This is a genomic window from Halobacteriovorax sp. RT-1-1, from assembly GCF_047085455.1.
Classification (GTDB): Bacteria; Bdellovibrionota; Bacteriovoracia; order Bacteriovoracales; family Bacteriovoracaceae; genus Halobacteriovorax_A.
Genome location: NZ_JBKIXZ010000002.1, coordinates 695,041 through 707,059 on the forward strand (window position 1 = coordinate 695,041; position 12,019 = coordinate 707,059).

10 protein-coding genes are annotated in these 12,019 nt (G+C 34.6%); 8 read left to right on the forward strand and 2 right to left on the reverse strand.

Annotation, left to right across the window (positions count from 1 at the left end):
• Nucleotides 1-2: 2 nt before the first annotated feature.
• Both ACMAWV_RS13730 and ACMAWV_RS13735 read left to right on the forward strand, forming a co-directional pair.
• Nucleotides 3-1,352: an NAD(P)H-binding protein gene (locus ACMAWV_RS13730; protein ID WP_412470177.1), complete on the forward strand. Its 1,350-nt coding sequence runs from the start codon at nt 3-5 to the stop codon at nt 1,350-1,352.
• 78 nt (nt 1,353-1,430) lie between these two features.
• Nucleotides 1,431-1,925, forward strand: a complete 495-nt coding sequence (locus ACMAWV_RS13735) for an Hsp20/alpha crystallin family protein (RefSeq protein ID WP_412470176.1) — start codon at nt 1,431-1,433, stop codon at nt 1,923-1,925.
• A gap of 15 nt (nt 1,926-1,940) precedes the next feature.
• On the opposite strand, the gene ACMAWV_RS13740 is transcribed toward ACMAWV_RS13735, so the two are convergent.
• Both ACMAWV_RS13740 and ACMAWV_RS13745 read right to left on the reverse strand, forming a co-directional pair.
• Nucleotides 1,941-2,579, reverse strand: coding sequence for a hypothetical protein (locus ACMAWV_RS13740; protein WP_412470175.1), 639 nt, complete (start codon nt 2,577-2,579; stop codon nt 1,941-1,943).
• A gap of 33 nt (nt 2,580-2,612) precedes the next feature.
• Nucleotides 2,613-3,128: a helix-turn-helix transcriptional regulator gene (locus ACMAWV_RS13745; protein WP_412463223.1), complete on the reverse strand. Its 516-nt coding sequence runs from the start codon at nt 3,126-3,128 to the stop codon at nt 2,613-2,615.
• A gap of 130 nt (nt 3,129-3,258) precedes the next feature.
• On the opposite strand from ACMAWV_RS13745, the gene ACMAWV_RS13750 reads away from it, so the two are divergent.
• The 6 genes from ACMAWV_RS13750 (at nt 3,259) to ACMAWV_RS13775 (ending at nt 12,005) form a co-directional block, all read left to right on the forward strand.
• A complete protein-coding gene (locus tag ACMAWV_RS13750) occupies nt 3,259-4,317 on the forward strand; it encodes a type III polyketide synthase (protein WP_412470174.1) in 1,059 nt (352 codons plus the stop codon).
• A gap of 56 nt (nt 4,318-4,373) precedes the next feature.
• A complete protein-coding gene (locus tag ACMAWV_RS13755) occupies nt 4,374-6,335 on the forward strand; it encodes a hypothetical protein (protein WP_412470173.1) in 1,962 nt (653 codons plus the stop codon).
• Complete coding sequence (locus ACMAWV_RS13760; protein ID WP_412470172.1) at nt 6,332-7,495, forward strand: NAD(P)/FAD-dependent oxidoreductase; 1,164 nt, start codon at nt 6,332-6,334, stop codon at nt 7,493-7,495. Before ACMAWV_RS13755 ends, ACMAWV_RS13760 begins: the two co-directional genes overlap by 4 nt.
• Nucleotides 7,496-7,502: 7 nt before the next feature.
• Nucleotides 7,503-8,072, forward strand: coding sequence for a YceI family protein (locus ACMAWV_RS13765; protein ID WP_412470171.1), 570 nt, complete (start codon nt 7,503-7,505; stop codon nt 8,070-8,072).
• Between the two features lie 87 nt (nt 8,073-8,159).
• Nucleotides 8,160-10,046, forward strand: a complete 1,887-nt coding sequence (locus ACMAWV_RS13770; RefSeq protein ID WP_412475800.1) for an ATP-binding protein — start codon at nt 8,160-8,162, stop codon at nt 10,044-10,046.
• 42 nt (nt 10,047-10,088) lie between these two features.
• Nucleotides 10,089-12,005 (forward strand): ATP-binding protein, encoded by a 1,917-nt coding sequence (locus ACMAWV_RS13775; RefSeq protein WP_412470169.1) that lies wholly within the window; start codon nt 10,089-10,091, stop codon nt 12,003-12,005.
• Nucleotides 12,006-12,019: the final 14 nt, after the last annotated feature.

Genomic DNA, 12,019 nt, shown 5'->3' on the forward strand with positions numbered 1-12,019 from the left:
TTATGAAAATAGCAATTGCCGGGGCCAATGGATTTATTGGTAGGAATCTCATTCAAAAGATTAAGGATAAGCATCTCGTAAGGGCCTTAGGCCGTAGTGAAGTTTATTCTGATGATAAAGTTGAATTCTCTAAGACGGATCTATTCTCTTATCATAGTACAAAAGAAGCTTTAAAAGATATCGATATCGCCATTTATCTTGTTCATTCAATGCTGCCTTCTTCAAGGTTATTTCAAGGAAGCTTTCGAGATACAGACCTGCTCTTGGCAGATAATTTTGCAAAGGCATGCCTACATAATAATGTGAAACATATTATCTATCTCGGTGGTTTAGTACCTACGGGTGAGAGTAGTGAACATCTTAAAAGTCGTCTTGAAGTTGAAGAAGTTTTCAAGTCGACAGGAATTCCCTATACGATCTTACGAGCAGGTATGATCGTTGGCGATGGTGGCTCATCATTTGAAATTTTAAAAAATCTTGTGATAAATTTACCTGCTATGATTTTACCAAAGTGGACTAAGAGTCGCACCCAAGTGGTATTTATCGATGACTTATTAAGAGTTATCACTCAGCTTATTGGCGATGACAGATTTTATAATCGTATTATAAATATCGTTAATGGTGAAGATGTAACCTATGAACAATTAATTCGAAAAACTTCAAAGCGTTTCAGAAAATTCTGTCCAATGATTCCTGTACCGATTAATTACTTAAAATTATCTAAGTGGTGGGTTAGTGTTTTTGGTGAATCAGAAATTGAATTGGTTTCTCCATTAGTTGATAGTTTAAAATGTCATCTACCTAAAGTTGAAATTGACAGTGATATCGATAATTTAATAAAGATTCGAACATATGATCAAATGCTTGATCTAGTAAGAATTGAAAAGACAAAGAGAAAACCTCGTGTAGCACGACGTAAAGAAGAGAGGACTGTTCGTTCAATTCAACGTCTTGATAATCCTAGTCACCTTGAAATGAAAGAGTTAGCAAGTACCTATATAAAGTGGCTTCCGCGTTTTATTAGATTCATTATCTATGTTCACGAAGATAGGGGAAATATTACTTTTAATATTATTTGTATTAGGGCCCCATTGTTAACACTCAAATACATTGAGAATAAATCTAACTTAAGAAGGGCCAAGTTTCATATTATTGGGGGATTGTTAAGTGCATCTACTAATACAGGATGGCTTGAGTTTAGAAGCGTGGCCAATGGTAAGTTTACGCTTGTCTCAATCAATGATTTCCGACCGTCTCTTCCTTGGTATATCTATTGTTACACACAAGCTCCTATTCATCTTATTGTTATGAAGTCCTTTAGTTCTCATTTGAAGCATTTAAAAATATCTTAAGTTTATCCGACTCCTTTACAGTGATAAAATTGGCTCATCTATAAGAGAAGATACACACGAAACTTAAAGGAGATTACCATGATTAGACGTTCGATTGTCCCACGAAAAAGCTCAGCATTTAATTCTGATTTCTTCGGTAGTGCTAATTTTGACAATGAGTTTAGAGATATCATCTCTGGCCTTGAAGATATTTGGCAAGGTCGAGGAAGTGGAAATTCTAATGCCTTTGGAGAGATGAAGGAAACTGAAAGTGCTTACTTACTCAGCATTGATATGCCTGGTGTAAAAAAAGAAGATCTGAATATTCAAGTCGATGATGGCCTAGTTACTATTGAAGCCGAACGTAAGACATTATTTGAAGATGGTGGTGGAGAGACTCGTCGTATCTCGCGCAGCTTAACTGTACCTCATTTCATTAATCGAAGTGAAGTTCAGGCGCAACTTCAAGACGGAATCCTCTATCTCGCTCTACCAAAAAGTGCTGAGAAAAAGGCGCATAAAATTGAAGTTTCCGATGCGACAGAAAATTTTGTTAAGCTATTTGCTGATGAAAAAGAGAAATCATCTCATTAAAAAAAAATGAAAGTGCTAGGCATTGTTGCCTGGCACTTCTTTATCTAGTAAGTAGACAAAAATAGGGTGTTTAGATGTTATATGGACTTCACCGTAGGCTTTATTCGAAAGAGTAAGGCAACTAAGAGTTTTTACTCCTTTATCGTCATTGAGGGGATAATCACAAGCACCACTTATTGTTATTTCTTGTTCTTCAAGACTAAGAATTGAAAAAATACCTTCATGTGTAAAAGAGAAGTTACCGCTTGAATTTGCGATAATTTTCTTTTCAAAATGACACCTTGTTTGGTGTTTTCTTTCTTTTAGAAAGTGGTGGATCGAGCCTAAAGTCACCATTTGATGATCTAGTCTTCCTCCTAAAAATCCAAAGAGCTTTATTTCGGTAATATTATCAGGGATAAGAGTTAATGCGTAAGTTAGATCTGAAAAGTCTTTGTTTTCATCCAACGTTATATCAAGATTATCGCTAGTTGTATTTGAATCATTATCACCAACTGAAAGGTAAGGATGATCGTCACTTGGCCTATGATTTAGGCCACCATCAACGTAAATGATTGGAGAATTAATAATATAGGGCAATGTTAGGGCCATTGGTCCAATAATTACTAATTTATTCGTTTTTGCTAATTCTTCATTAAACTCTGTAAGATTCATGATCACTTGTTCTTGATTATTTTTCTATAGAGATTATAACCTATCAATGATTAAAATATCCTCTAAAAAGAATGCCGATAATTCACTACGTCCACTGAGGTTTGATTTACTATAGATATTAGTGCAGTGTTGCTTAATTGTTTTCTCTGATGTGGATCTAATATCAGCAATCTCTTTTATTGTTAGGCCTTTTAACAATAAAAGTGAGATGTCTTTCTCTGATTTTGTTAATGCCCATTCATTTAATTGATCATTAATTTTTTCAGAGAGACCGCGTGAAAGATCTTGAGTTTTTCGTTTATAACTTTCTAGGTCAGATTTTAACTTTGTAACGTCTGAATTAATTCTTAAGTTTTCTTTTTTTGTAAATAGCCACTTGAACCATAGAACACCAGTTCCGATGAGACCTATGAACATTATGATGCCTTCTTCGATAACGTGCTCATATGTCGAGCCATCACTGATGTCCTCATAAATATCAAAAATAAGAAAAAGAGAGATAAAGAGGAAGAGTAATCCAGTAATTAGGCGTTCACGTTTATTAAGCATAGTTCTAGGACCTTAGTCGTATAAATATTGTATCTATCTGATAATACACATTTTATTTGGAATTAGGACTTTCGTCCAGTTACAAAATTTAAGGTTTTGAACGATTCTTTCTCTACGAAAGGAGGAACAAATGACTCGTATTGTTCACATGGAAACTTATAAACCAGATTACACTTACAAAACAGAAGAGATCATTGAAGCTGCCCAACGCCTGTGGCTGAAGAATGTTGATGAAATGACAAAACGTAAGGCCCTGAAAATATTTAAGGGCTCCAAAATAGATCAGCGTAGTGCGGTTGTCGATCTTGAGACTGTATTTTCAGATATAAGTTTTGAAGAGAAGAATAATATCTATAAAGCCAAAATGGTTGAGTACGGTAAGAGGTTATTGAAACGAACTTTTGAAAGATCTAATATTGATCCAAGTGAAGTTGACTATATCATCACAACTAGTTGCACAGGCTTCATGATCCCTTCAGTTGATGCTTATCTCGTCAATGAATTTGGTTTACGAAAAGATGTCGTTCGTTTGCCAGTAACAGAGATGGGATGTGCAGGAGGAACGTCGGCATTAATTTATGCAGATGAATTCTTAAAGGCCAATCCTGATAAAACAGCACTTGTTTTAACAATGGAAATACCAAGTATCACTTTCCAACTAAATGATCTTGATGCTGCCAATCTTGTTTCAACAGCAATTTTCTCTGACGGTTTTGCTTGTGCTGTCTTAAAAGGTGGCGAAGGTAAAGGTGCTCATATTATCGATACAGATATGTATAACTTTTCTCATGGTGAATACCTGATGGGATTTGAGTTAATTAACTCAGGACTTAAAATTGTTTTAGATAAAGACGTACCTAGTGCAATTGAAGGAAATTTTGAAAATATTTTCTTACCGTTTTTAGAGCGCAATGGCCTAAAGATTGAAGATATAGATAATTATATGTTTCATCCAGGTGGAAAGAAAATCATTCAAATGGTTGAAGACTATATTGGTGATTACAACAAAGATATTTCAGAGTCTAAATGGGTTCTTGAAAATTGTGGAAATATGTCTTCTGCGACAATTCTTCATATCTTTGACAAGGTTACAAGAGAAAGAGTTATTGAAAGTGGGCAGCGTGGTTATATGCTAGCATTCGGCCCTGGCTTTATGGCCCAAAGTATTCTTTTAGAGTGGAGGTCATAATAAAAGCGATCTTTAGGTCTCTATTTATTATCCTATTTCTAGGGGTCTTCGCTGGAATGTTGTTTTATACAAAGGATTTAAAACAAAAGAATCCGGAATCAATCTTCTTAACAGATAAGGGGATAGAACAGTTTAAGGCATTTCAGCAAGATTACCCAGAAGTGGACTCTCTTGTTGTTTACGCAAATGACACTCCAAGTATCGAAGCTTATTCAAGACTTCTAAATTTTGGTAAAAAGCTTGAGGATTTATGTAGTGATGAATGTTACTTTGTTTATCCACATGATCTTACAAAAGAGCGTCGGGAACTGGATGTTGAACTTCAAAAAGGAAAACTAGCGAAAGCTGACCTTATTTCTTCCAATCGAATTGGTTTTCTAATTTTTAATAATGGCGAAAAAAGTCAACTGAAAGAGATCATCAAAAGAGTGGAGGATGAAAAGAACTTCTACTGTGCTGGACATGAGTATACGAATTATCATCTCGATCAATCCTCGGCACTTGTTCAAGAAAAGCTCTTTCCGATTTTATTTACATTTTCATTTTTTCTTTTACTTGTATTTATAAAAGATTTTCTGACAACCTTAATGCTCTTTATCCCATGTATTTTTAGTGCGCTCTTTAGTTTGAGTGTTATTAAATACTTCTTTGTCACAATGAATATGGTGACCTCTATAGTACCGTTAATGACATTTGTGATCATTTTGTCTCTTGGACAGCATATATACTTTTCAGCAAAGAAAGATGGTTCATTATCTGGTGCTTTAAAGCATAAAACTCGTCCAATAGCACTAATGCTTGTTACCACCTTTATAGGATTCCTATCACTTTATGTAAGTGAGATTTATGTTATTCGTATCTTTGGGGTGCTTAGTAGTATCATGATTTTGCTAAGCTCTCTTCTGTCAATCGTTTGGTTACTTAGTGTTGAAAATTTCTTAAAGCTAAAAGAATCGAAGGGGGGAGAATTAAAAAGATATCCAACGAGAAGCTTTTCGGGTCTGAGTTTTATTGTAATTGGCCTTTTATCGATCATCTTAGGAATTTGGGGAGCAGTAAATGTTGCTATCGTAACTGATGCAACTAAGTACTTTCCAAAGGAAACAAATATTGCGAAGAGCTTTAATGATATCTCAACGATAGCTGGAGGAGTACCACTGTTAGAGATTGGTATGGGGGATTTATCATATGAAGCTTTGAAAAATCTTACACAAGTTGAAGATGAGTTAGAGAAAATTAAAGGTGTAAGAGTATTATCTCGAAACCTTGTTGTTAGAAAAATTAATGAAGCCTATAGTGGAAATTATTCTTTACCGGATAATAAATTTGCTTATGTGACACTTTATTCGAAAGCGGCCGAAGGCATTAGAGAAGCTTACCCAATAGATTCTCAATATAAGGTAACTCTTCTTGGAACTCCTTTAAATGTTGATCAATACGAAATCCTATTGAATAAAGTTAAAAGTATTATTGGAGAGAAAACTTATCGCTTAGATGGCCTGTACTACAATTTAATGATTTCTCAAAAAGCAATGGTTCATACTCTTTCAAAGAGCTTTTTGTTAAGTTTGGTTATCATGGCCCTCATTGCTGTTATTTTTTTAAAACAGATAAAGCTTTTTGCCATTTTTATTCTAGTCAATACAATGCCACTTGGTTTGTCGCTAGGTTTTTTGAATATCATGGGGATGTCGTTAAATATTGCAACTGTTATGACTTATAGTGTGGGGCTCGGGATTGTCGTAGACAGTACTTTTCATCTACTACATTTCTTTGACCAAAAACAAGGTGACTTTAGCATTTATGTTGAAACAATCGTTAAGCCTATTCTAACGAGTTCGCTTACTCTTATTATCGCATTCTTATTATTTGGAATTTATGACTTTCTTCCTATTAGAGAGTTTGGGGTGAATTTATCTTTCATCTTGTTTTGTGGAATGATTTTCGATCTCTTTGTTCTGCCAACACTTTACTTAGGTAATGCGTCTCTAAGAGAGATTGTTGAGGAGTGGAAATGAATATTTATGATGTACTTATCATTGGTGGTGGTCCCGCAGGGGCATTACTTGGACACTTAATGGCTCAAAAGAATTCAAAAGTACTGATTCTTGAAAGAAATAAAGAGGTCGGTCGTAAAGTATGCGGCGAATATCTTTGTCCTCAAGGGGTAAAGCTTCTTGATGAACTTAATTTACAATCAGTTTATGATGGCTTCTTACCTCTTAATGGGATGATGATACATACGCCAAAAGGCTGTCGTGTTAATAGCACATTCCCTACAAGTGAGGGAGGAAGGAGAAATTTTGGTGTCAGTGTTAATCGAAAAATTCTTGATCAGAGACTGGCCAAGCTAGCAAGTGAAAGTGGTGCAGACTTACGATTTGGTCAAAGTGTTGTGAGTTTTGAGTATTTAGGAACATATTGGAGAGTCGAAACAGCTGATAAAGAAGTTTATTATTCTCGTCTTCTTGTCGGTGCAGATGGACGAAACTCAATCGTTGCACGTCAATTGAAGCTTCAGTTACCCAATTCTAAAAAACGTATTGCTCTTCATGCTTGGCTCAATACTGACAAAGTTCCTATTCGAAAAGGACAGATGTTTATTTTTGAAAGAGGAAGCTATATTGGTGTCGATCCTATCTCGAATACTGAACTAAACCTCTCTCTTGTTTGTGGAGCTGATGAAATCAAGAAATATGGAAGTGCACGCAATGCTTTCAAGTATTATCTTGAAAGTATTAAAGATGAGCTAGGGGTTACACTAGACGAAGAAGATAAGATCCATACAAGTTTTCCAATTGAGCACAGTGTAAGAGATGTTATTGGAAATAATGTGGCCCTAATTGGTGATGCCGCAGGCTTTATTGACCCAATTACTGGAGAAGGTATCTTTAATGCTTTATTAACAGCGAATATGCTTTTCGAAAGTATCAATATTTCAAAAGTTTGTTTTGATTATAACTCTTCCTTACAAGTTTATAGGCACAAAAAAGAAAAATACTTTCGTGAAAAAACATTTCTTAATATTGGCTTCCAGTGGCTGATCCGCCGTTCATGGTTGGTTGAGCTTATTGCAAAATTTTTGAATCATAGTAAAAAAAGAAGAGATACCTTCATCGGAATCATTGGAAATATATATACTCCATTAAAAGGTCTTTTCAGAATTATTTTCTCATGAGGTTTATATGAAATATTATAAAATCGTTTTTATTTTAATTTTTTTACAAGTAAGTAATATTTCAGCATCACAGTTGAGCTTGAAGTATGAAAGCTTTGAGCAAGCCGTCAATGCTCAAAATCGAATCATATTTAATATGTCGTCGACAAAGGCCGGTGTGATAACTACTGATTTTCAAGGTGTCGTTAAAGTCGCTAGTATTACGTATAAAAAAAATAAAAATGGAAGATACAAAGATATTTCAATTAAAATCGATGCCAAAGAATTAGATACAGATAATGAGTCTCGTAATGAGAAAATGTATGAGAAGTGTCTTGAAGTGAATCAGAATCCTTATATTATTGTTCGTATTCCTGGACCGGTTAGACTAGGTGAGTTAAATTCGGGAATTATAGAGGTTCGAAATAAGAAACATTCTGTGGATATTTTCATTGAAAAAAATATTGCTGCAGATGGTAAAACCTCACTGGTTGGAAAATCTGTACTGTCTTTAAAGAAGCTCGAAATCCCGGATCCATCGATATGGATCGCAACTGTGCATGATGATATTGAGGTTAATTTTTACTTAATTCTATAGTGTGATTTCAGCGCTTTATGAAGATTTATTGCTAAATCGATAAATTTTATCAATACATTTTAGCGATAAAATGTTAATTATAAAGTTGTGAACTGGGCCAGGGCATTAATTTTAACATTCACGTTTTTCCTATCAATCTTTCCAAGCTTAGCGATGGATAAGTACGAGATACTTATACTGCACTCTTACTCTCGAGATAGTATTTGGACAGATCTTATTGATCAGTCGATTAAGAAAAACCTTCATAGTGAAAGCAATCACTTAGATGTTTATACAGAGTATATGGACTCTAAGCGATTCTACGGGCGAGACTATGGTGAGAGGCTCTATAATCTATTCTCAATAAAGTACTCTGATCGAAATATTAAATTAATTATTACTTCAGATGACAATGCGTTTGCCTTTGCCATGAAGTATCGAGACAAACTTTTTCAAAATAGTCAGATTATTTTTACCGGTGTTAACGGCTACAGTGATGAATTTAAACAGAAATATCGACTCGAAAAAAATTACACCGGACTCGTTGAGAGTTTCAAAATTGATAAAATGCTCGAGCTTTCTCAAAGCCTGCATCCAAAAGCTAAAAAATTCTATGTAATTAATACGATTCATACACCATCAGGTAAGTATTTAAAGAAAGAATTTCAAAAATCAATTTCCAAGTTAGGACTCGCAGATAAAGTTGAATACCTAGAGGATATATCAGCAGATAGCCTTTATAAGAAAGTTGAAAATTTAGAAAAAGGATCGTTTGCTCTTTATGGCGGTTTTTCTCGTGATCGTGATGGAAATTTTTTAGACTTTGAAAAAAACCTTCGTGAGTTAGCAAGGCGCTCAAACGTGCCAATTTATGGTTTCTTGAAATACTATTTGCCTTACGGCTTGACTGGTGGATATTTTACAAGTGGTGAGCTCTACGGGAAGAAAGCAGCTTTAATTGCTAATCAGATTATTGCTGGTGAAGACATTAATTCGATTGCTATAGTTGAGGATGTCGAGGCACCAGCTATTTTTGATTACGCTAAAATTGTTAAATTTGGTCTTGATTTCCATAAGCTACCAGTTAATTCACAAATTATAAATCGTAATAATAAATTGCTGCGCTTCTATGAAGAGTATACTTTCGAGTTTTGGTTTATTCTTTTTTCTTTTGCGTGTTTATTTATTAGTTTAGTTGTTCTTGCTTATCATTTTGAGCAACAAAAGAAGCATAAGAAAGAAGTTCTTCGAATCAATGAACAATTAGAGGATAGAGTTGAAAAAAGAACAAGACAGTTAATTGAGCAGCAGTCGAAACTTATCAATTCTGCAAAGCTTGCTTCGATTGGAGAGATGGCAAGTGGGATCGCTCATGAAATTAATAACCCACTAACAATCATTGATTTAAGTGCTTATCGAATTATTCAATTGTCAGATAATGAAGTTGTCTTAAAGTCGGCAGAAAAAATCAAACTAACTGTTGATCGTATTTCAAAAATTATTAAAGGACTCAAGCAACTGGCCAAAGAGGATGCTAGTCTAACTAGTGAACTCGTGAATATTAAGGTTGCTATTGAAGATGTCATTTCAATTTGTCAGGCAAGATTTAAAGAGAACGAAATTCACTTTAAGATTGATGTCGACGAGAACCTAAAGGTTCATGGGGCACCAGTACAGATTTCACAAGTGGTTTTGAACCTTCTCAATAATTCTTTTGATGAATTAGTTCAGGGAGATAGTGAGCGCTGGATCAAGCTCGAAGGAAGAAAAGAAAAGGATATCGTTGAAATTTCAGTGACAGATTCTGGAAAAGGCATTTCTGAAGAGATATTTGAAAGAATCATGGAGCCATTCTTTACTACTAAGGTTGATCAAAGAGGTACTGGACTAGGTCTAAGTATTTGTAAGAATATAATTGAGCATCATAAAGGCCGTATCTTCGTGGATAGGTCGAGCCCTAACACCCGTTTCGTTATTCAGCTACCAACTGCCTAAATAACTGATTACAATACGAAGATTAAGTGATATTTATTTAGAATGATTTTACTTAAGGCCGTCTATCGACTAATTTTCATTTTATTTATTCTTATTTCTTCACTTACTAGTGCGGCAGGTTCTTATGATATTCTTATGCTCCACTCATATGAAAAAGGGAATATTTGGACGGAAGAAATTGATAGCTCCTTTCGTTTTCACTTACAGAGTCGTCATAAATATTCAATGAATTTTTATACAGAGTATATGGATTCTAAAAGATTTTTTGGACGCGATTATGATGAAGCCTTAGCAGAACTCTACGCGACAAAATTTAGCTCTCATAAAATTGATTTAATTGTAACAACTGATGATTATGCCTTTGATTTTGCAATCAAGTATCGAAGAGAGATTTTCAATGATGCTCCCATAATTTTTAGTGGTGTAAATGGCTATGATAAGTTTAAGCGTGATATCTACCGAACTGAAAAGAACTTTACTGGAGTTGTTGAAACATTTGATGTGATACCTACAGTTAAGGGTGCTCTGAAAATTAATCCTACTGCCACTAAGATATATGTGATAAATACGCAGTTTTCTCCCTCTGGTCGTTATCTTAAAAAACAATTTGAAAGCTCGTTTGAAAAAATGCAGCTAAAGCAAAAAGTTATCTATATTGAAAATTACAATATGGAAGAAATCTATGAAATGGCCAAGCATTTTGAAGATGATTCAATAGTTCTCTTTGGGGTTTATGCTAGAGATCGTGATGGAAAGTACTTTAAATTCGATGAAAATATTAGGACTCTTAGCAAGTACTCTAAGCAACCAATCTATGGTTTTCTAAAGTTCCTACTTAATAAAGGGATAGTTGGGGGAAATCTCTCTGATGGTAGGGCCTATGGCCGAGAAATCGCTCGTATGGCCGATGAGTACATCTATGGAGAAAAGAAAATTTCAGAAATTCCTATCATAACTCATTCTATTAATGATCTTGTTTTTGATCTGGATCAGTTAAAGAGATATAAGATTAATATCAATAAATTGCCGGAAAACTCTAAGATCATTAGTTACTCGTCTAGCTTTTTCCAATTCTATCACGAGTATAAATCAGAGCTTCTCGTTGTTTTTGCTTGTTTTGTTTGTCTTTGTATTTTCTTTTTTATTTTACTTTATTTCTTCGAAAAACAGCGCAGTTATAAGGATTCGCTTATTAAAGTGAATGAGAAACTGGAAAGAAATGTCCATGACCGAACTGTACAGCTTGTTCAGCAGCAATCTCAAATTATTAACTCGGCAAGACTGGCATCGATTGGTGAGATGGCAAGTGGTATTGCTCATGAAATTAATAATCCTCTCACGATTATTGATTTAAGTGCTAATCGAATTTATCAAAGAACCGGTCTCGAAAGTATCAAGAAAAATGCTGGGCGTATTTCAAGCACGGCATTTAGGATTTCAAAGATCATCAAAGGCCTAAAGCATCTCGCAAAAGATGGAGACAAGTCACGATTTGAAGACTTCCACCTTATTGAAGCAGTTGAGGATGTAACATCACTTTGTTATGAGAAATTTAAAGAAAATGATATTGAATTCAACATTAATGTAGATGAGTCAATTGTTATTCATGGCTCAATTGTTCAGATTGCACAAGTTCTTTTAAACCTAATTAATAACTCATTTGATGAACTCATTAAAGTTAACGGGGAAAGAAGGATTAACCTAAAGGCAATACCTATTAGAAAGTATGACAATGACTATGTTGAAGTTTCGATTACAGATACTGGAAGAGGCATCCCAGATGATATAAAGGCCAAGATAATGGAGCCATTCTTTACAACTAAGAAGAAGAATAGGGGAACGGGATTAGGTCTTAGTATTTCAAAAAGTAATATCGAAAAACATGGAGGGGAGTTTTACCTTGATGAAGACTCTTTTTTAACTCGTTTTGTGTTCACTCTTCCACTTAAAAGAGCGTAGTGGCACATTAGTGC

Coding starts and splice junctions, on each gene's coding strand:
- ACMAWV_RS13730 (WP_412470177.1), top strand. CDS start 3: ATGAAAATAGCAATTGCCGGGGCCAATGGATTTATTGGTAGGAATCTC.
- ACMAWV_RS13735 (WP_412470176.1), top strand. CDS start 1,431: ATGATTAGACGTTCGATTGTCCCACGAAAAAGCTCAGCATTTAATTCT.
- ACMAWV_RS13740 (WP_412470175.1), bottom strand. CDS start 2,579: ATGAATCTTACAGAGTTTAATGAAGAATTAGCAAAAACGAATAAATTA.
- ACMAWV_RS13745 (WP_412463223.1), bottom strand. CDS start 3,128: ATGCTTAATAAACGTGAACGCCTAATTACTGGATTACTCTTCCTCTTT.
- ACMAWV_RS13750 (WP_412470174.1), top strand. CDS start 3,259: ATGACTCGTATTGTTCACATGGAAACTTATAAACCAGATTACACTTAC.
- ACMAWV_RS13755 (WP_412470173.1), top strand. CDS start 4,374: ATGTTGTTTTATACAAAGGATTTAAAACAAAAGAATCCGGAATCAATC.
- ACMAWV_RS13760 (WP_412470172.1), top strand. CDS start 6,332: ATGAATATTTATGATGTACTTATCATTGGTGGTGGTCCCGCAGGGGCA.
- ACMAWV_RS13765 (WP_412470171.1), top strand. CDS start 7,503: ATGAAATATTATAAAATCGTTTTTATTTTAATTTTTTTACAAGTAAGT.
- ACMAWV_RS13775 (WP_412470169.1), top strand. CDS start 10,089: ATGATTTTACTTAAGGCCGTCTATCGACTAATTTTCATTTTATTTATT.